This window comes from Rhizobium glycinendophyticum, assembly GCF_006443685.1.
GTDB lineage: Bacteria > Pseudomonadota > Alphaproteobacteria > Rhizobiales > Rhizobiaceae > Allorhizobium > Allorhizobium glycinendophyticum.
Genome location: NZ_VFYP01000001.1, coordinates 2,059,641 through 2,078,441, shown reverse-complemented (window position 1 = coordinate 2,078,441; position 18,801 = coordinate 2,059,641). Strand labels below are relative to the sequence as shown.

At 61.6% G+C, this 18,801-nt stretch carries 22 protein-coding genes; 9 read left to right on the top strand and 13 right to left on the bottom strand.

Annotated features, from left to right (window positions below; genetic code table 11):
- Positions 1 to 15 precede the first annotated feature (15 nt).
- From pdxR to FJQ55_RS10185, 3 genes are all read left to right on the top strand, one after another.
- Entirely contained in the window at positions 16 to 1,416 is a 1,401-nt protein-coding gene (gene pdxR, locus FJQ55_RS10195) for a MocR-like pyridoxine biosynthesis transcription factor PdxR (RefSeq protein ID WP_140827650.1), read from the top strand.
- Between the two features lie 78 nt (positions 1,417 to 1,494).
- Positions 1,495 to 2,091, top strand: a complete 597-nt coding sequence (locus FJQ55_RS10190; protein WP_140827648.1) for an NAD(P)H-dependent oxidoreductase — start codon at positions 1,495 to 1,497, stop codon at positions 2,089 to 2,091.
- Positions 2,092 to 2,357: 266 nt separating this feature from the next.
- Entirely contained in the window at positions 2,358 to 4,157 is a 1,800-nt protein-coding gene (locus tag FJQ55_RS10185; protein WP_140827646.1) for an RNA-directed DNA polymerase, read from the top strand.
- A 189-nt stretch (positions 4,158 to 4,346) separates the two neighbouring features.
- Here FJQ55_RS10185 and FJQ55_RS10180 read toward each other — a convergent pair whose 3' ends face one another.
- The 9 genes from FJQ55_RS10180 to FJQ55_RS10140 all read right to left on the bottom strand — a co-directional run bounded on the left by FJQ55_RS10180 (position 4,347) and on the right by FJQ55_RS10140 (position 11,618).
- The gene (locus FJQ55_RS10180) at positions 4,347 to 6,380 is read right to left on the bottom strand and encodes an ASKHA domain-containing protein (protein WP_140827644.1); all 2,034 of its coding nucleotides are present in this window, start codon (positions 6,378 to 6,380) and stop codon (positions 4,347 to 4,349) included.
- A gap of 54 nt (positions 6,381 to 6,434) precedes the next feature.
- Positions 6,435 to 6,695: a BrnA antitoxin family protein gene (locus tag FJQ55_RS10175; RefSeq protein WP_140827642.1), complete on the bottom strand. Its 261-nt coding sequence runs from the start codon at positions 6,693 to 6,695 to the stop codon at positions 6,435 to 6,437.
- Entirely contained in the window at positions 6,682 to 6,969 is a 288-nt protein-coding gene (locus FJQ55_RS10170) for a BrnT family toxin (RefSeq protein WP_140827640.1), read from the bottom strand. Before FJQ55_RS10170 ends, FJQ55_RS10175 begins: the two co-directional genes overlap by 14 nt.
- 54 nt (positions 6,970 to 7,023) lie before the next feature.
- Positions 7,024 to 7,998 (bottom strand): methyltetrahydrofolate cobalamin methyltransferase, encoded by a 975-nt coding sequence (locus tag FJQ55_RS10165; RefSeq protein WP_140827638.1) that lies wholly within the window; start codon positions 7,996 to 7,998, stop codon positions 7,024 to 7,026.
- A gap of 81 nt (positions 7,999 to 8,079) precedes the next feature.
- Positions 8,080 to 9,177: a methylenetetrahydrofolate reductase gene (locus tag FJQ55_RS10160; protein ID WP_140827637.1), complete on the bottom strand. Its 1,098-nt coding sequence runs from the start codon at positions 9,175 to 9,177 to the stop codon at positions 8,080 to 8,082.
- A 2-nt stretch (positions 9,178 to 9,179) separates the two neighbouring features.
- Positions 9,180 to 9,779 carry a methylenetetrahydrofolate reductase C-terminal domain-containing protein gene (locus FJQ55_RS10155; RefSeq protein WP_140827635.1) on the bottom strand — a complete coding sequence of 200 codons (600 nt, stop codon included), beginning with the start codon at positions 9,777 to 9,779 and terminating at the stop codon, positions 9,180 to 9,182.
- Positions 9,772 to 10,074, bottom strand: a complete 303-nt coding sequence (locus FJQ55_RS10150) for a virulence factor (RefSeq protein WP_140827634.1) — start codon at positions 10,072 to 10,074, stop codon at positions 9,772 to 9,774. Before FJQ55_RS10150 ends, FJQ55_RS10155 begins: the two co-directional genes overlap by 8 nt.
- Before the next feature lie 108 nt (positions 10,075 to 10,182).
- Positions 10,183 to 10,971, bottom strand: a complete 789-nt coding sequence (locus tag FJQ55_RS10145) for a formyl transferase (RefSeq protein WP_246085065.1) — start codon at positions 10,969 to 10,971, stop codon at positions 10,183 to 10,185.
- Complete coding sequence (locus tag FJQ55_RS10140) at positions 10,971 to 11,618, bottom strand: exopolysaccharide biosynthesis protein (RefSeq protein ID WP_140827633.1); 648 nt, start codon at positions 11,616 to 11,618, stop codon at positions 10,971 to 10,973. The genes FJQ55_RS10145 and FJQ55_RS10140 overlap by 1 nt, the downstream gene beginning before the upstream one ends.
- Positions 11,619 to 11,884: 266 nt before the next feature.
- Between FJQ55_RS10140 and FJQ55_RS10135 the strand changes: the two genes are divergently transcribed.
- Positions 11,885 to 11,998: an entericidin domain-containing protein gene (locus FJQ55_RS10135; protein WP_479684749.1), complete on the top strand. Its 114-nt coding sequence runs from the start codon at positions 11,885 to 11,887 to the stop codon at positions 11,996 to 11,998.
- Here FJQ55_RS10135 and FJQ55_RS10130 read toward each other — a convergent pair.
- The gene (locus tag FJQ55_RS10130) at positions 11,982 to 12,635 is read right to left on the bottom strand and encodes a DUF1638 domain-containing protein (protein WP_140827630.1); all 654 of its coding nucleotides are present in this window, start codon (positions 12,633 to 12,635) and stop codon (positions 11,982 to 11,984) included. The two genes, FJQ55_RS10135 and FJQ55_RS10130, sit on opposite strands and share 17 nt — an antisense overlap.
- 38 nt (positions 12,636 to 12,673) lie before the next feature.
- On the opposite strand from FJQ55_RS10130, the gene FJQ55_RS10125 reads away from it, so the two are divergent.
- Together FJQ55_RS10125 and FJQ55_RS23865 are read left to right on the top strand one after the other, a co-directional pair.
- Positions 12,674 to 12,835 carry an entericidin domain-containing protein gene (locus FJQ55_RS10125; RefSeq protein WP_140827629.1) on the top strand — a complete coding sequence of 54 codons (162 nt, stop codon included), beginning with the start codon at positions 12,674 to 12,676 and terminating at the stop codon, positions 12,833 to 12,835.
- Between the two features lie 63 nt (positions 12,836 to 12,898).
- Complete coding sequence (locus FJQ55_RS23865; RefSeq protein ID WP_281285483.1) at positions 12,899 to 13,033, top strand: hypothetical protein; 135 nt, start codon at positions 12,899 to 12,901, stop codon at positions 13,031 to 13,033.
- A gap of 24 nt (positions 13,034 to 13,057) precedes the next feature.
- On the opposite strand, the gene FJQ55_RS10120 is transcribed toward FJQ55_RS23865, so the two are convergent.
- On the bottom strand, positions 13,058 to 13,759 hold the full coding sequence (locus FJQ55_RS10120; RefSeq protein ID WP_140827627.1) for a corrinoid protein: 702 nt from the start codon (positions 13,757 to 13,759) through the stop codon (positions 13,058 to 13,060).
- A 270-nt stretch (positions 13,760 to 14,029) separates the two neighbouring features.
- Between FJQ55_RS10120 and FJQ55_RS10115 the strand changes: the two genes are divergently transcribed.
- The 3 genes from FJQ55_RS10115 to FJQ55_RS10105 all read left to right on the top strand — a co-directional run bounded on the left by FJQ55_RS10115 (position 14,030) and on the right by FJQ55_RS10105 (position 17,244).
- Positions 14,030 to 15,595, top strand: coding sequence for a trimethylamine methyltransferase family protein (locus tag FJQ55_RS10115; RefSeq protein WP_140827626.1), 1,566 nt, complete (start codon positions 14,030 to 14,032; stop codon positions 15,593 to 15,595).
- Between the two features lie 98 nt (positions 15,596 to 15,693).
- Entirely contained in the window at positions 15,694 to 16,410 is a 717-nt protein-coding gene (locus FJQ55_RS10110) for a ferredoxin (RefSeq protein ID WP_140827625.1), read from the top strand.
- 66 nt (positions 16,411 to 16,476) lie between these two features.
- Positions 16,477 to 17,244 (top strand): phosphodiester glycosidase family protein, encoded by a 768-nt coding sequence (locus FJQ55_RS10105; protein WP_425467513.1) that lies wholly within the window; start codon positions 16,477 to 16,479, stop codon positions 17,242 to 17,244.
- 2 nt (positions 17,245 to 17,246) lie between these two features.
- Here the strand turns inward: FJQ55_RS10105 and FJQ55_RS10100 are convergent, their stop codons facing one another.
- Entirely contained in the window at positions 17,247 to 17,588 is a 342-nt protein-coding gene (locus FJQ55_RS10100) for a hypothetical protein (protein ID WP_140827623.1), read from the bottom strand.
- Between the two features lie 166 nt (positions 17,589 to 17,754).
- The gene (gene bmt / locus FJQ55_RS10095; RefSeq protein ID WP_140827622.1) at positions 17,755 to 18,771 is read right to left on the bottom strand and encodes a betaine--homocysteine S-methyltransferase; all 1,017 of its coding nucleotides are present in this window, start codon (positions 18,769 to 18,771) and stop codon (positions 17,755 to 17,757) included.
- Positions 18,772 to 18,801 lie beyond the last annotated feature (30 nt).

Below are 18,801 nucleotides of genomic sequence, written 5' to 3'. Positions count from 1 at the left end.
CCAAGAAGATCCACCATGATGCAAAAACTGCGAACCAATTCCGACTGGTCTGCCAGCACGCCGATGCTGCCGGCCAAGGGACCGAGGCGACTGGCGCTCTATCGGGCGCTGCGCGGGCTGATCGAGAGCGGCCAGATGAAGCCCGGCGACAAGCTGCCGACGACGCGGGACATTGCCGGACGCTTCGGCATTTCGCGCGGGGCGGCGGTTGCGGCTTACGAGATGCTGGTGGCGGACGGCTTTGCCGAGGCGCGGGTGGGGGCGGGGACTTATGTGGCCGGGGCCGTGCCGTTGTTGCCGGCAGCACCCGAGCCGCAGGCGATCGAGGCCGAGGAGGCAAAGCCGCCGCTGCCCGGTTCGCTCGGCTGCTCGACGGCGGACGAGACGACGCTCCGGATTTTTCGCATGCTGATGAACCGGCATCTGACGCAGCCATCGGCGCGGCATTTTCATTACAACGACCCGGCCGGCAGCCTGGCGCTCAGGGTCGAGGTCGCAGCTTACCTCAAGGCGGCGCGCGGGGTGAATTGCGAGCCGGATCAGGTGATCATGACGGCGGGCACGCAGCAGGGGCTGGATTTGGCGGTCAGGGCGCTTTTGAAACCCGGCGATCCCGTCTGGATCGAGGATCCGTGTTATGTGGCGGCGCGGGAACTGTTCGAGGGCACGGGGCTCTCCGTGACGCCGGTGCCCGTCGATGGCGAGGGGATCGATGTGGCCGCAGGGATTGCGGCGCGGCCGGAGGCGAAGGCGGTCTATGTGACGCCGTCGCATCAATATCCGCTGGGTGTGACGCTATCGATGGCCAGGCGTCTGGCGCTCATCGACTGGGCGCGGGCTACGGGCGCCTATATCATCGAGGATGATTACGACAGCGAGTTCCGCTTTGCCGGGCCGCCCTTGAGCGCGCTGCAGGGGATCGATGGCTCGGGGCGGGTGATCTATGTCGGCACGTTTTCCAAGACGCTGCTGCCCGGCTTTCGCATCGGCTATCTAGTGGTGCCCCGGGCCTTGCGTGAGCGCGTGCTGACCATTCGCCGGCTAACGGATCGTTTTCCCTCGACGCTGGCAGAGGATGCGCTCACCGAATTTCTGCGCGACGGGCATTTTTCGGCGCATATCAAGCGGGCGCGCAAGCGGGTGAAGGCGGCGCGGGATGCGCTGGTGGAGGCGCTGCGTTGCGATCGGCTGACGGTGAGCGTGCCGGAACAGGGGCTGCATCTGGTGGCAGAACTCGACGGCGCGGAAGACGATGTTGCGCTGGCGCATCAGGCACGCGCCGTCGGTTTCGGGGTCAAGGCGCTGTCGCCGCTTTATGCCGGGCCGACGGAGCGGCGGGGGCTGGTGGTGGGGTTTTCGGGGTTTGAGCCGCAAGTGCTGGCGCAGGCGGCGCGGCGGTTCGTGGCGGGGCTTTGAGGGGCCGCGAACGTCATCTTGACCGCTTTGGCGCCAGTTGCCACCTATTGATGGGGCGACTTTCAAAGGGGCTGGTTCATGGCATTTCTCTCTTCAGGCAAATTCCCGTCGCGCCTGCTCGTGCTGAACGGCAACCCGGCACGCGATACGTTCTGCGGGGCGATGGCCGAAAAGATTGCGGCCGTGGCGCGCGAACGCGGCCAGACGGTGCGGCTGGTGCATCTGGAAGATCTCGATTTCGACGCCAATCTGCGCCAGGGCTATCGCGCCCGGATGGACTGGGAGCCGGATCTCGCAGCACTCGCCGACAGCCTCACCTGGTGCGACCGGCTCGTCCTCGTGCATCCGCTCTGGTGGGGTTCGGCGCCGGGAAGGCTGAAAGGCCTGTTCGACCGGCTGCTGATGCCGGGTTTTGCCTTCCAGTATATCGACGGCAAGGCGCTGCCGAAGCCGCTGCTTGCGGGTCGCAAGGCGCGGGTGGTGATCACCTCGGATACGCCGACATTCTTCCTCAAATGGATCTATGGCAATGGCTGGGTGAAGGTGCTGCGGCGGCAGATTTTGGCGTTTTGCGGGTTCAAGGATTTGAAGGTGAAGTATTTTGGCCCCGTGCGCGGGGCGAAGCCCGAGGCGCTGGCGAAGATGGTGGAGGATGCGGCGGGGATTTTGGGGTGAGGGGTGGCCGCGGGCTGGTCTGGTTTGGGGATAGGGTAGAGCATACTCTGTAAGCTCGCCAAAGGAATCAGCGGAAACGCTAGCAGCGAGTTTTGAAAGGTGTTGTCGCCTGTAGATGCTCGACAACGACCTTGCCGAACGATCAGATTCAAGAAGGGTTATCCTATTTTCCAGACTTGTTCTGCACGTGTTCGCCTTATGGTGGCGCTTAAGTACTTCTCAATGAATATTCGAGATTGTGCTGAGATAATCATTAGACGGTCGTCATGAGATCTCCCCGCTTTGACATACGCGCCAAAAAGCTGCGTTCTATCTTTTCGCCACAAAACATCGAACGCATCTGGAAGGACAAAGTAAAAGTTTCCATGCGCGATCAATTCATCTGCGATGGAATCGAGAACTTCGACTTTCACGTATCGCGCAAGGTCGAAAGCCAGAAACTCTCACACCTGATACTTTCAGGTGATTACGCTCCGCAGAAGGCGCAGAGAATACTTGTTGAGAAAAGTAAAGGCCTTTGCAGGCAACTCGTCATTCCGAGCGTCCGGGATGCTATTGTTTTGCAGTGTTTATCCGATGCCCTCTATTCTGAGATCAAAGGCAAAGCTCCCACAAATAAGGCATTCTTTGAGCCGAAGGATCATAAATTTTCGTCGCCCCCTAGCGGGTATGGCACGTTTGCTGCTTGGCTGAACTTCCAAAGAGAGCTCTTCGAGTTTTCAAAGACGCGCAAGTTCATCGTTGTGACTGACATCGCGAATTACTACGATAGCATTTCCTACGTCCATCTGCGTGATGCGATTTCTTCCATAAGCGGCGTCGATGAATGTGTAATCGATATGTTGATTTACGTTCTGGCAGATTTGCTTTGGCAGCCTGACTATACTCCACGTATCGAAGTTGGCTTACCGCAAATAAATCTTGATGCGCCCCGCTTGCTCGCGCATTGCTTTCTGTACGAGCTTGATGCTTACCTCGCCAGCGACCCCGGACGAGACTTCGTACGTTACATGGACGATATCGATATTGGCGTCGACACAATAGTCGATGCTAAGCGGGCGCTGAAGACGGTTGATCTGGTCCTCCAGACAAAACAGGTTCGTTTAAACAGCGGCAAGACGGTTATCTTAACCCAGTCCGAGGCTATTCGTCATTTTCGGATTTTTGAAAACGCGCGTTTGGATGCCGTGCAGGCAAGCGTAGACCATCGCCTAAAGCATGGACTTCCATTAGACAGACAGCGCGCCCACATCGAAGCCAGAGTTCGGCAGGGATTTAGGAAGAAATCTTTTGAGGCAGGCAACGGGGAGAAAGTCCTGAAGCGATGGTTGGGCCTTGCGACAAAGACTGGCGCTGTGGTGAAACCGGATGTGCTCGAAGATCTGATTAAGCGGCGGCCCGCTGTCCGGGAAAATGTTTACGCTTTTATCAGGAGCCGCCCCCTTACCCCGTCGGTCGCAGGAGTTTTGGCAAGGGCAGGTCAATCAGGTTTGCTGGTGGACGACGCAGCAATGGTTGAAATGTCGAATTATCTTGTTGAGACACTTGTTAAGACAAGGCGCTGCCATACGACGCTGGAGACAGTCATCGCAAGCAACGATCCTACCACCTATTTCGGACTTTATTCGAGGTTGTGGCTTCAGTCGAAGTACGGAACGACTGCCCAGCTTTTTGCTACTATTTATGATGCGCGGAAGATTTGGGTTCCTCATGACCGTCTGGGACGTCTGGTGGCGTCATTCTTCCCCTTATTTTTAGGTTCTCCCGAAGAATCCTCCTTCAAAGACCTTCTTTCAGGTACTCTGAATGCGGGTGTGCGCGAGGCTTACAAATTTCATGTAAATCTGGCTAAGGATCTACCAACCTTCAGGGCCATGTTCGACGCGTTGAAGGCTTCTAATCCATCCCGTGGGACGGGAATCACGCATGCGAAGTTTCTTTGTCTAGTGTCAGCGCTAAGAAACCCTGCTGCACCGCCCACTCAGATTGCGACGCTGAAAAACAATCATTTACTGGCCTTTGAAGACACCTACTACAAAGGAATAGGTAAGCGGCTTGGGATCTAAATGAACTAGATTGCCGTCAGCAATTCTGCCTTTCAGAGTTGTAGTCGAATGATCAAACGGGGTGCGGGTCGCTGACGAGTGCGAAGATTCAGACACGCCCACTATACGGTGTCAAGCGAGCCAGGTGGAACGCAGGTCCGATTTGGACACTAAAAAAGTCTCTAGGACTGCTAAGATTGGGACCGGTACCTACTCCCTGCTCCTCCTTCTCCTGCGCCCAACACCCTCGCCATCCCCCTCCGCCAGCACCTTCCGCTCCGGCAGCGTCACGACGCATGCGAGCTTCGGGAACGGATCGACCTTGTTGGGGAGCGCCATGGCGTCGATGAAGAGTTGCTGGAAGTGGGGTTCGAGCGCCGTTTCGATCTTTTCGATGCGGGTGACGGTGTCCTCGATTTCGCGGCGGTGGTCGCGGTTGAGGAGGGCCATCAGGGCGCCGGTGCCGGCGGCGTTGCCGACGGCTTTGACGTCCGACAGTTCGCAATCGGGGATGAGGCCCAAGACCATTGCGTATTTCGGATCGATGAAGGAGCCGAAGGCGCCGGCGAAGCGGATGGTGTCGACGGTTTCGACCTCGAGCTTTTCCATCAGGAGCTTGATGCCGGCATAAAGGGCAGCTTTCGCGAGCTGGATGGCGCGCACGTCGTTCTGCGTCACCGTGATCTTCTGGGCGCCGTCATGCAGCAGGTAGGAGAAGGTGCGGCCGTTTTCGAGGATGCGGGGGCTTTTGGCGGCCATCGCGCCATCGACGACGCCATCGGCGGAGATGACGCCGGAGAGATACATTTCGGCGACGACCTCGATGATGGCGGAGCCGCAGATGCCGGTGATGCCGGTCTTTTCCGCCGCTTCGGCAAAGCCTTCCTCATCCGACCACTGCTCGACGCCGATGACCTTGAAGCGGGGTTCGAGGGTTTGCGCGTCGATGCGGACGCGTTCGATGGCGCCGGGGGCGGCGCGCTGGCCGCAGGAGATTTCGGCCCCTTCGAAGGCAGGACCCGTCGGGGACGAGGCGGCAACCGTGCGTTCGCGGTTACCAAGCACGATCTCGGCATTGGTGCCGACATCGACCATCAGCATCATCTTGTCCTGGCGGTGCGGGCCTTCCGACAGCGTGGCGCCGGCAGCGTCCGCCCCGACATGGCCGGCGATGCAGGGCAGGAGATAGGTGCGGGCGCCGGGATTGAGCGAAAGCTCGATGTCAGAGGCCTTGCACGAGACGGCGCCGGAGACGGCGAGCGCGAAGGGCGCCTGGCCAAGCTCGGTCGGGTCGATGCCGAGGAAGAGGTGATGCATGATCGGGTTGGCGACGAAGACTGCGTCGAGGATGTCTGTTCGCGCAACGCCGCCGGAGGCGCAGACCTGATCGACGAGGTCGGACACGGCCTGGCGGACGGCCTTGGTCATGGCTTCGCGGCCATCGGGGTTCATCATCACATAGGAGACGCGGCTCATCAGATCCTCGCCGAAGCGGATCTGCGGGTTGGACGCGCCGGAGGAGGCGACGATGCGGCCCGAGAGCAGCGAGACGAGGTGCATGGCGATCGTGGTCGAGCCGATGTCGCAGGCGATGCCATAGGCCTCGTTGTGCAGGCCGGGCCAGAGCGCAATCACCGTCGGGCGCGAGGTTGGGCTATCGCGGTGGATGGCGGCGGTGACGGTGAAATTCTCCTTGCGCAGGATCTTTTGCGCCTGGGCCAAGAGGTAGGGTTCGATCTGCAGATCGGTGTAACCCCAGTCCTTTTCCAGCATGACCTTCATGCGGTCGAGATCGCCGAGCGGCTTGTGCATGTCGGGTTCGTCGACCTCGACATAGCAGAGATGGACGGCCGGGTTGCGCTCGATGACGCGGTCTGAAGCCGCCTTGCGCACGACCTGGGCATTGACGACCGTATCCTGGGGCACGTCGACGACGAGGTCGCCCTGGATGGTGGCCGAACAGGAGAGGCGGCGTCCCTCGGGTAGGCCGCGGACGCGATCGTAGCGCTCTTCCTTCGGGCCGATGGGGGAGATGTGGTCGTTGGAGGAGGTGATTCCATGTTTGGCGAACTGGCCTTCCTGGACCTCGATCTGGCAGCGCCCGCAGGTGGCTCTACCCCCGCAGACGCTCTCGACATAAACGCCGAGCGTGCGGGCCGCCTCCAGCACGGAGGTGCCGACGGGGAAATGGCCACGCTTGCCGGAGGGCATGAAGAGGACGAGGGGATCTGCGGTCTCGGTCATCAGGGTCTTTCAAAATCTGGGGCATTCCCCGGGGCATGGCTGTCTGCTTCGGCCTTACTTGGCCACTGTCTTTTCAAGTGCTTCCCGGATCAGGCGGGTGTAGGGAATCCCCCTTTCCTGAGCCTTTGCCTTGATTGCGGAAAGCAGGGCTTCCGGCAGTCTCATGTTCAGTTGCGCCGATTTCTTTTCGAACTCGAACTGGACCGGTTTGAAACCGGACAGGTCGTATTCGGAAAGGTCTGCATTCGCGACGAAGGCCTCAGCCTCCTCGTCGGAATGCAGCACCGGCATCTGCTTGCCTTTACCGTTGCTCATAGCGCCTGATCTCCCGCTCGTGCATGTATCGCGCGCTGATCGGTCGGATGAGAATTCCGGGCTCGCTCTCGCGCAAGGTGAAGACGATGAAGACGTATCTGCCTTCCGCAGTGGTTCCGATCGCACGCTTTCGGTCCTCGCCAACCGTCGGGTCGGGGTGGATCGATGGCGTTCGCATGAACACCTGTTCGATTTCCGGTTTCGTCAGGCCGTGCCTGGCATATTTAGGCCAGTTGCCGCTGTCCCAATCAAAGCCGGAAATCGATCGCTTCATCTCTCCATACTACACGTTTGTATAGGCAAATGTAAAACGGCAGGGTTTGTGCTGTTACTCCGTCGGTGCACCACCGCCCACGCGGGCGGCACGGCCGCCGCGGCGGCCGCCGCCGGTCGAGGCTGAGGCCGGGGCGGCAGCGGGGGCTGCATGGGCGCCGCCTTCGGCGGGCTTGTAGTCACGGTAGGTCTTGATCCAGTTGTAGCAGTTCTCGTCGGTGCCATTGAGGACATTGGCGGCGCGGACGGCTTCCATTTCCTGCGGGCGGCAGGGGTTCATGATGGCCGACGTCATGCCGGCGCCGATGACCATGGGGATGAAGCCGGCATTGATGCCGTGGCGGTGCGGCAGGCCGAAGGAGATGTTGGAGAGGCCGCAGGTGGTGTTGACCTTCAGCTCCTCGCGCAGACGGCGGATGAGGGCGAAGACCTGCAGGCCGGCCGAGCCGATGGCGCCGATCGGCATGACGAGCGGATCGACGACGATGTCTTCAGGCTTGATGCCGTAATCGGCGGCACGTTCGACGATCTTCTTGGCAACAGCGAAGCGGACGTCCGGATCCTGGGAAATGCCGGTTTCATCGTTGGAGATGGCGACGACCGGGACGTTGTACTTGGCGCAGAGCGGCAGGATGGCTTCGAGCTTTTCTTCTTCGCCGGTGACGGAATTGACCAGCGGGCGGCCCTTGGCGACCTTCAGTGCGGCCTCGATGGCGGCGGTGACGGAACTGTCGATCGAGAGCGGCACGTCGACGAGGCCCTGGACGATTTCCATGGTCTTGACCAACAGGCCCGGCTCGGTCTCGTTCGGGTTGACGGAGGTGACGCCCGCATTGACGTCGAGCATGGTGGCGCCGGCGGCGACCTGTTCCAGCGCATCCTTGATGACGGTGTCGAAATTGCCCTCGATCATCTCGGCGGCGAGCTTCTTGCGGCCCGTCGGGTTGATGCGCTCGCCGATCACGCAGAAGGGCTGGTCGAAGCCGATGATGATTTCCTTGGTGGCGGATGCGACGATGGTGCGGGTCATTTCAGTCCTCCGGTCGATGCCGGCTGTTGCGCGGCGAGAATGGGATGTGTCGGCAAAAGCCGACGAAAGGCAATGGGCTCTTCAGTGGGGCTCGCCATGGGCGGCTTTCGCCGCCATTTCCTGCTGGTCCTGGACGGGATCGGCGCCGATCTCGCGCATGCGCTCGGCGGCGATGTCGTCGGCCCGGGCGTGTTCGCGTTTCCAGGGCTTGCGGCCCTTGAGGATGCCGGATTCATGGACGATTTCGGCGACATATTCTTCCTGGCGATAGGCCATGACATGCACGCCGGAGACGCCCTCGATCTCCTTCACCTCGTTGATGATGTCGATGCAGAGCTGCTTGCCTTCCTTCTTCTGATCCTGCGCGCCTTCGAGGCGGGCGATCACATGGTCGGGAATATGGATGCCGGGCACGTTGGAGCGGATCCACTTGGCGGTCTTGGCGGAGGCGAGCGGGCCGACGCCGACGAGGATGTAGCATTTCTCGTGGAAGCCGAGGTCGCGGACCTTCTTCATGTAGTCGCGGAACATCGGCACGTCGAAGCAGTACTGGCTCTGGACGAACTGGGCGCCGGCCTCGATCTTCTTGCCGAGCCGGTAGGGGCGAAAATCGTAGGGTGGCGCGAAAGGATTGATCGCGGCGCCGAGGAAAACCTTGGGCGGGCTGGTCAGCTTGCGGCCGGAGAGGAATTTCTGCTCGTCGCGCATGGTGCGGACGGTTTCGAGCAGCGACATGCAGTCGAGGTCGAAGACGGGCTTTGCGCCCGGCTGGTCGCCGGCCTGTACGCCGTCGCCGGTCAGGCACATGATGTTGGCGACACCCATGGCGGCAGCCCCCAGCACGTCGCCCTGGATGGCGATGCGGTTCTTGTCGCGGCAGGCGATCTGCATGATCGGCGCATAACCCATGCGGGTCAGAAGGGCGCAGATGCCGACCGAAGACATATGGCAATTGGCGCCTGAGGCGTCGACCGCATTGATGCCGTCGACCCAGCCGTCAAAAACCTTGGCGCGCTCGTAGACGTCTTCCGGGTCGGCGCTGTCGGGCGGATTGAGTTCGGCGGTGACGGCGAACTCGCCGCGGCGGAGCACGCGCTCCAGGCGGCCGAGGGAGGAATGGCCGGGCAGGGGATCGAGCGGCAGGTGCGGCCCAAGCGGATTTTCGTCGATCTGGGCCATGCTCAGGCTTCCTTTGCCGTATTCTTTTCGCGCTCGGCGGCGGCTTCTGCCGTGACGCGGAGCCAGGAGGATGTCTCGCGCAGCGACTGGTTGACCGGCTTCTGCACCTTCAGGATCGCGTCGCCTGCGACCATGTTGCGCGAACCGCTCCAGGCCTGGACCCAGACGCAGGGCATGTCGGGTTCGACCTCGCAATTGCCATTGGCGCGCACGCCGCCGCAGGGGCCGTTGCGCAGCTGCTTGGGACAGTTCATCGGGCAGGACATGCCGGTCGACGACAGCACGCACTGGCCGCACATGCGACAGTCGAAGAGCAGGCCCTTCACATTGCGCTCGACGAAGGTGATCGGTTTTTCGACCCTGTTATAGCCGAGCTTCTTCCAGACCGGGTGGAGGAAGAGAAAGGCATTGGCGAAATTGCGGTAGAACCATTCGAGGAAGCGCGAATTGCGCACGGCCCAGAGGCGGATCGTATAAGAGCGGCGGGCGCGGCGATTGGGCGAGACGCCAGCCGGCGTGAAGGCACCGGTCTTGGCTTTGGCGGCCGGGGCGGCGTTTCCCTTTTTCGGTGGGCCGGGATCGACGAGCACGGGTTCAGCCATTGTCGCGGCCTCCGGCATGGACGAGGGCGACGAGGCGGGCCTTGTCGTAGGCGGCCTCAATTTCTGCGGCAGCCGCTTCGGCTTCCGCATCCAGGTCGTCACCGACCGGCACCGGATCGGCCTTGCGCCAGTCGGCGAGATAGGCGTCGGTTTCGGCGGCACCTGTGCGCATCGCGGCCATGTCGATGGCTTCGGTGAAGCGGAGCGAGAGCTCGCGTTTTGCGGATTTACGTCCCTGCTTGACGATCACCTGGGCCGGGATGTCCCGCCAGTAAACGACGATCTTGTCTGCCATGCCACTCACTCCCTTTGCCAGCAGAATGCACGGGGGGCATTCGCCGGACTGCGCTCTTCACGACGTCGCAAGTCGCCAAAAACGACGCTGCCACGATCGCGGATGTTTTTACCAGATTCGGCGCGTGAGGCCGCACCAGATCCACGACCAAAGGGTGGGGGGGAAGCGCAGTGCGGAGGGACCCGAGGGCCGAACGGGGGCGAGGCGGCCGGCCAGGGCGTCTTCCAGCGACTTTCGCGTGATATCGAGCGCAGCGAGCGTCAGCAGCAGCGGATAGGTGGAGATGAAATCGCCGGGTCCGGGCCGCGTGCGGACTTCGTAGAGCGTGCCACCGGTATCTGTGCCGGCGTCGACCAGATGCAGGGTGGCGCCGAAATTATTCGCGTCGTTTTCACGCAAGGACCAGTAGCCGCCCATCTGGCCGCGATACGCGGGATTGATGCCGGCGTGCAGGTTGATGACCGGGCAGGGCAGGGCGCCGAGCTGTCTGGCGGTCATCAGGCGGGTCGAGACGAGCAGGATGGCGCCGGGTCTCAATTCATCGACGAGTTCGCGCGTTTCTGCCGCGTTGATCGAAGTGACGGGATGGATCGGGACGGTGTCGGGCAGGCTCCGGTCAAAGCCATGTCTTTGAACCAGCTCTGCGACACGGCGGTCGGCGAGGCGTCGCAGGGCACGAGCGGCCATCATCGTGCCGAGCTGGCCGAGTGCCTCGATCCAGCCAAGTCGCTTCGCCCGGCGACGGGTGATCTCGCCCTTGCCTTCGGGTTGTTCGAGAATGACTTCGACGTCCAATCCCGAGCGAACCAGGTGCTGGACGACGATGGACGGATTGAGGCCGCCGGCGGTCATGACGAGCACCTTGCGGCCAGCAGGTTCAGTGGTTTTCACAGACATCAGACGACGAGAGAGACCACGGCGAAGGCCGTGTAGACGACGAAGCCGGCGACGGCGAGGGAGAGCAGGCCGATCAGGCAGCCGACGACGACACCGAGGCCATCGCGCTGGGAATGGGCGAAACCGAGCACGGCGAGCGCAAAGGCCGGCGGCCAGTTGCCGAGCGGGATCGGCAGGAAGACGACGATGGCGAGGATGAGCGCCAGGAGACCGATCAGACGTTCGGCAAACCGGCTTTCGAACAGCCAGAAGCGCGGAATGACAAGCTTTTCAGCCCAACGCATCCAGGGGACAAGGCGCTTGACGATCGCCTCGAAGGTCTGCGGTTCGACGCCGTAGTCGCTGACGACCCGCGGGAAGAAGACGCGGCCACCGGGAGACATCGCCATCTGCCAGGCGACGAAGACGAGCGGCAGAGCCAGGATGAAGGTGCTGCCCGGGGGCAGGGGCACGAGATTGGGAAGCGCAAAGACCAGGAGGAAAGCACCGAAGGACCTATCCTGCAGGGCGATCGCGATGTCGCGGATCGTCACCTTGCGGTCGGTGGTGCGCGCCAGACGGACCAGCAGGTCCGAGAGATTCTCCGTCGTCTGTCTTTCCGTCGTGGCCGCAATCTTTGCGCTCCACGTTTCCGCCCCGTCGGTCATTTCTGCTTCTCTTGGTTTCTTGTTGACCTGTGGAGCAGTGTGGCCGGGGATGATTACAGGGCAATTAAGGGGTGGCTGTTACGCATGGGGATCCGCAAGCATGGTGAAGGGATGATGAAAGCAAAGATCGGCTTACCGTCCTGCCTTGATTTTTCCCCGATCCTTTGCGAGCGAATGGACGCTCAATTGCCGCCTGACCGGGGAGATTCGTCATGGCTCATCTGTCGTTCAACCACTCTGCGCGACTGGCGCTTATCGTTGCCTTCATGCTCGGATTGTCGTCCTGCGGCAATACGATCCGCGGGATCGGCAACGACCTCGGCAATGCGGTCGATGCGACGCAGGATGCCGGACGCAGCGTCGTCAATTCGGTGAACTGATCGCGCTTGAGACGGTTGCGCGGGACGATCCGCGCGCCGCAGCGACGAGTTCGGGATTGAGATCACCATAACCGGTGAAGCGGTATTCGTAATCCAGCTTCAGGTAGTCGGCCGCCCATTTCGCCTTGGCCTGGAGTTCGGCGTCTTCCGTTTGGGCGAGGTAGACGATCTTCGTGTAATTGCCGAAGACCATGTCGCGCAGTTCGGGGTGGCGGTCGAGCTTCAGCGGTTCGATCACGAAGGCCTCGAACTGGCGGGTGATGAGATCTGTGAGATAGAAGGCGGTGAATTCGCTGTCGCATTCGGCGAGGAATTTTTCCGTCCCCGTGAAGAAGGCGTAACAGTGAGGGCCGGAGAGGCGGGTGATGCCCTCTTCAGAGCAGATCTTGTCGACTTCGCCTTGTGTGCCGCATTCGGCGTAACCGATGAAGATGTTTTCGTGGCCGGCGGCGCGGGCCTCCGCGATCTTTTCGCGCAGCGCCGGCGCGATCTTTTGCGGGTGGACGTGCCAGATCGCCGGCAGGCATTCGAGCGTCAGATGATCGAGCCCGTTCAACGTCTTGACGGCTAGGATCTCCCTCGCGATCGCACCGCATGCGATCACGTGAACTTTTTCCGTTGTGATGCGTTGTTCCATCGCATTTCACCCGTCACACCGACAGAAGGTATACTCACATGATGGCGAAAAAACTGACCGCCGGCGCAGCCCTCGTTCTCACCGTCTTCGCATTGTCGTCTTGCGGCAACACGATCCGTGGCGTCGGCCAGGATGCCGCCAATACGGTCAACGCAACCCAGTCGGCCGCGAACAATGTCGACTCCGCTGCTGCGAACTGATGCTGAGAGGGGCGCTTAGCCGGCGCCCCGTCAGAAACAGGTTTCAACCATCAGGAGACGAGCATGACGCTCACCGGTATCGCAAAGGCCAGTGCCATCTATATGCTGGCGGCCATCCTGATTGCAGGCGGGCAGGTCGCGGTCGAACGACTCGCACCCGCCCGCCATGCGGGTCTCGTCACAGAAGCCGGCCTCTAAGGGCCGGCTTTCTTCTTTTCAGCCTCAGGCGCGGGCGCCCAAGCTGTTGTGCTTGCGGCTTATAAATTCCTTGGCGGTTTCGACCGCCACGGCCGCATCGCGACAATAGGCATCGGCACCGACGGCCTTGCCGAATTCTTCGTTGAGCGGAGCACCGCCGACGAGAACGACGTAATCGTCGCGAATGCCTTTCTCCTTCATCGTGTCGATGACCACCTTCATGTAAGGCATGGTGGTGGTGAGCAGCGCGGACATGCCGAGAATATCCGGCTTTTCGCGTTCGAGCGCCTCGAGATAGTTTTCGACCGGATTGTTGATGCCGAGGTCGATGACATCGAATCCAGCACCTTCCATCATCATGCCGACGAGGTTCTTGCCGATGTCGTGGATGTCACCCTTGACGGTGCCGATGACCATCTTGCCCTGCTTCGGGGCACCGGTGGCGGCAAGCAGCGGACGCAGGATCGTCATGCCGGCCTTCATCGCATTGGCCGACAGCAAGACTTCGGGCACGAAGAGAATGCCATCGCGGAAGTCGATGCCGACGATGCGCATGCCTTCGACGAGCGCCTGGGTCAGGATGTCGTAGGGAGCCCAGCCGCGATCCAAGAGAATCTGTGTCGCTTCCTCGATCTCCTCCTTCAAACCGTCGTACAGGTCGTCATGCATCTGCTGCACGAGCTCTTCGTCGGAGAGTTCGGAAAGAATGATGTCGTCGTCGGCCATGATGGTGCTTCCCGCTTCTTTTTCAACGCGATTCCGGTCGCGCCGGGCATGAGACTGCCCGATTGGAAGTTAAACCTCAAGTTCGTGAAAAACTCTTTTCGATTACGACGTGGCCACCCTGAAAAGCGACGGTGAGAGACAAGCCGCACAAAAGCCGATGTCTGTGGGACACAAGCGGTTGGCGCATAAAGGATGGTTTCACAGGCGGATTGGAATAGCATATTGAAGGAGAGAAGCAGCGCAAACGAGCGCTCGAGTGAGGAAACAGACATGGACGATATTTCGGCAGAACCGAGCACAGGCCGCCGCCAACGCGGCGAAGGACGTGGGGCTGCGGCCCGCAGGGCATCGCGCAGCGGTGGCGGTGCCGGTCCGGCCATGCCCTATATCACCCGCAAGATCCGGACCTACGAGGTCCTGGACGAGGAAGGCCTGGAACTGATCGAGCGCAATGCCGATACGGTTCTGGAAGAAATCGGCATCGAGTTCCGAGACGACGCGGAAGCGCTGGAGCTGTGGAGAGAGGCGGGCGCAGACGTGAAGGGCGAGCGGGTCCATTTCCCCAAGGGCCTTTGCCGCGAACTTTTGAAGACGGCACCTTCCGAATTCACCTGGCATGCCCGCAATCCGGAGCGCAATGTGCGCATCGGCGGCAATGCGACGGTGTTCGCGCCGGTCTATGGTTCGCCCTTCGTGCGCGACCTCGAAGGCGTCAGGCGCTATGCGACGCTCGAGGATTTCCGAAATTTCGTCAAGCTCGCCTATATGGCGCCATCGATCCACTCGTCGGGTGGCACGGTCTGCGAGCCGGTCGACATCCCGGTGAACAAGCGCCACCTGGACATGGTTTACAGCCATATCAAATATTCCGACAAGCCGTTCATGGGCTCGGTCACGGCGCCCGAGCGTGCGGAAGATTCGGTCGCGATGGCGAAACTCGTCTTCGGTGACGAGTTCGTCGAGAACAACTGCGTCATGCTCAACCTCATCAATGCCAACTCGCCGATGGTCTTCGACGAGACCATGCTGGGGGCGGCCAAGGTTTATGCGCGGCACAACCAGGCTTCGGTCATTTCGCCGTTCATCCTGTCCGGCGCCATGAGCCCCGTCACCGTCGCCGGCACGCTGACGCAGATCCTCGCCGAAGTTCTCGCGGGCGCCTCGTTCACCCAGCTCATCCGTCCGGGCGCACCGGTGCTGTTCGGCACCTTCGCGGCATCGATCTCGATGCAGTCCGGCGCGCCGACATTCGGCACGCCGGAGCCGGCACTGGTCTCCTATGGCGCAGCTCAGCTCGCACGTCGCATGGGCCTGCCGTTCCGTACGGGCGGTTCGCTCTGTGCCTCGAAGGTTCCGGATGCCCAGGCGGCACACGAGAGCGCCAATACGCTCAACATGACGCTCCTGGCCGGCGCGAACTTCGTTCTGCATGCGGCCGGCTGGCTCGAAGGCGGTCTGGCCGCCTGCTACGAGAAGTTCATGATCGACCAGGACCAGCTCGGCATGATGCAGAAGATGGCAGAAGGCGTTGATCTGTCTGAGAGCGGTCAGGCGATGGATGCCATCCGCGAAGTGGGCCCCGGCGCCCATTATCTCGGCTGCGCCCATACCCAGGCCAACTTCCAGACGGCTTTCTATCGTTCGGCGCTCGCAGACAACAATTCCTTCGAACAGTGGGAAATCGAGGGACGCAAGCGGATCGAGGACCGGGCGAACGCGCTTTGCCGCTCCTGGCTCGACGCTTACGAGGCCCCGGCGCTCGACCCTGCCATCGACGAGGCGCTGCTTGCCTATGTCGCTGACCGGAAGAATTCCATGCCGGACGCCTTCTCCTGAAAGGGTCCCGTTGCCAGGGAGCAAGGCGGAGGTCATCGGGTGGCGGACATGATCCAGGAAGAAGTCTGGCGCCCACATTATAAATTCGAGGGGCCGCGATGAGCGGCCCTTTTGACGTTGTAGAACGGCTCGATGCGTTGCTGGAGCCGCAGGGGCTAATGCGGCGGGGCGTGGTGCGGTTTCAACCGGGAGAGGCTGCGCCGGCATTGGAAGGGGGGCAGAACGCTCAGGCTGTGGTGCTGATTGGAGTGACGGGTGGGGCCATGTGGTCGGCGTTTACGGCCTGGCGGGACAGGCAGGTCGATGGCGGAGGATCCGACCCGCTCGACCGGTGGTCAGAGGTCGTGCTCGACCCCATTGCCGCAGACCTTGGTGCGCACGCCTTCTATCCGTCACGGGCGCCTTACCAACCGTTCCAGTCCTGGGCGATGCAGGCCGAAGGGCTGCGGGCTTCGCCGCTTGGTTTGCTGATCCATCCGGCGTTTGGTCTATGGCTTAGTTTTCGTGGGGCGCTGGCGTTTGCGGAGTGGCATGCCGACGATGTCGACGCATCAGGTTCACGATCTCAAGGCCGGCATCCATGCGATGATTGCGCGGAGAAACCTTGTCTTTCTGCCTGCCCCGCCGGGGCGGTGATGCCCGACCGATTCGACGTGACCGGTTGTCGAATTCATCTCGCAACCATTGCCGGGCAGTCGGGTTGCACTGATGGCGGCTGTCTGGCGAGGGATGCCTGTCCGATCGGCGTCGCCTACCGGTATCCACAGGCACAGGTGAGATTTCACATGCAGGCACTGACCTTGCCGGGACACTGATCACGGCGCTGCCCTGCAATTGCCGGGAATCGACGGCAAGCAGCGCGGAAAACCTAGGGAGGAACGGTGCGCTTTATCTTTCGGATTCTCTGCCCGCTTGCGGGGTTTTTCCTGGGCAGTCTCGCCGGGCCGGCCTTCGCTCAGGTGGCGCAGGGTGCCTGTTCGGAGTTACGCGAGCCGACGGGCATTTATATCGGGTGCCAGTTCGATCCCGAAACGGTCGATATCAGGCTGCATCTTGCCGACCCCGAAGGAAAGATCTATGGCGGCTTCGATCCGCTCAGGCGGCAGCTCTGGGCCGAGCGCCGGGTGCTTCTGTTTGCCATGAATGCCGGGATGTATCACGACGACCGGTCGCCGGTCGGGTTGTTCGTCGAATACGGCCATGTCGTGAAGCCGGCCGTGACAGGCAGTGGCTTTGGCAATTTCCATCTTCTGCCGAATGGCGTCTTCCTGATGAAAGATGGGCGCGCGGAGGTGATGGAGACAATGGCCCATCAGAAGCGCGGGGTGACACCCGATTTCGCGACGCAGTCCGGGCCAATGCTGGTGATCGACGGAAAGCTGCACCCGCGGTTTCTGGCCGACAGCGACAGTCTGAAGATTCGCAACGGGGTGGGCGTCGATGCGGCGGGCCGGGTGCATATGGTGATTTCAAAGGTGCCGGTGCGGTTCTACGATTTCGCCACCTTGTTTCGCGATCGGCTCGGCTGCCGGAATGCGCTTTATCTCGACGGGTCGATTTCAAGCGCCTTCATCGCAGATCAGAACCGCGATGACCGACTGTTTCCGATGGGGCCGATTCTTTCGGTCAGCGCGCCAATCCGGCAATGACGTCAGACGGCTGCCTTCGGATAGGCGCGTTCCAGGCCGCCGGAGCGGGTAAGGCCGGCGCGGAAGGCAGCATAGGCCGGATGCTGGCTGGACTTTGCCGTTTCCGTCAGGCGGATCTGGAGGCGGGCAGGGGCATTGAGGCCGATCCACTCGCCGGCCTTCTCAAGCTTCAGCGTATTGAGAAAGCGGGCTTCGGCGGCGCGCTCGAGGTAAAGATAAAGGCCCTCGATGGTCAGTTCGTCCTGAGCCGGGTTGTCGAAAAGCAGCTTCACAAAATCCTGGTCGGTGGCCTGCAGGCTTGCGAGCTTTTCGGCGACGGTTTCGCGGTCGATGGCGGCGGACATGGAGGCACTCCTCGGTTTGCTCAGGCTCGTAACTATGTCTGACGGATGCGGCATCGGATGCCACATCCATTAGGTTCAGCTACAGCATGGCAAGATTGCCCGAGGCTGGTTGAGCTTATTCCGCCATGCTGTGGGTGACAGACGAGGCGGCTCAACCCACTCAACGTCAGCCGCGACGGCGGCTGCGGCGGCCACTGTCCTGGGCACTCGATTCGCTTGCCGTCTTGTTGCGCAGCGGACCGATGCGGTCGACAATGGTTTCGATCGTCGGACGCGGGCCGGGCGTGTAGTCGTCGAGTGCTGCGCGCATCGCGGCGAGGTGGCCGCAGGAGGTGCCGCAGCAGCCGCCGATGATCTTGGCGCCGGCATCGCGGGCGAGGCGGGCGTAGTCGGCCATCAGGGGCGGGGTGCCGGAATAGAAGATTTCCGAGCCGCGGAATTCCGGGATACCGCAATTGCCCTTGACGATGACCGTGGCGGCCGGATCGGCTTCGGTCATATCCAGGAGGCTCGCGAGGATATCCGAGGCTCCCACACCGCAATTGGCGCCGACAGCGAGCGGGCCGGAACCGATGTCAGGCGCAACGCCGTGAATGTTCTTCGGGTCGAGGCCCATCATGGTCTTGCCGGCGGTATCGAAGGAGCCGGTGAACGTGTAGGGCAGGCCGACCTTGACCGCGGCCTCGGCTGCGGCACGAATTTCGTCCGGCGAGGACATGGTCTCGATCCAGGCGACGTCGACGCCGCCGGCTTTGAGACCTTCCATCTGCTCGACGAAGGCGGCGACCGCATCCTCGTAGCTCATGGCACCGAGCGGGATCAGCAGTTCGCCGGTCGGGCCGACGGAGCCGGCGACGATGACCTTGCGGGGGGCCTTGTCGGCGACGCTGCGGGCGATTTCGGCCGCCTTCTTGTTGAGGTCGAAGACGCGATCCTGGGCGTTGTGCAGCTTCAACCGGTGGCGGGTGCCGCCAAAGGAATTGGTGAGGATGATGTCAGCCCCGGCATCGACGAAATCCTGATGCAGCTTGACGATCTTGTGCGGCTCCGCCTCGTTCCATAATTCCGGCGCTTCACCGGCCTCAAGCCCTTGCGCAAACAGGTTTGTGCCGGTTGCGCCATCGGCGAGCAGCACACCCTTTTCGGCCAGGAGTTCGGAGAGCGGATTGGACGCGGTTGCCATGGTGAATTCCTCTGATGATTTGACCAATCA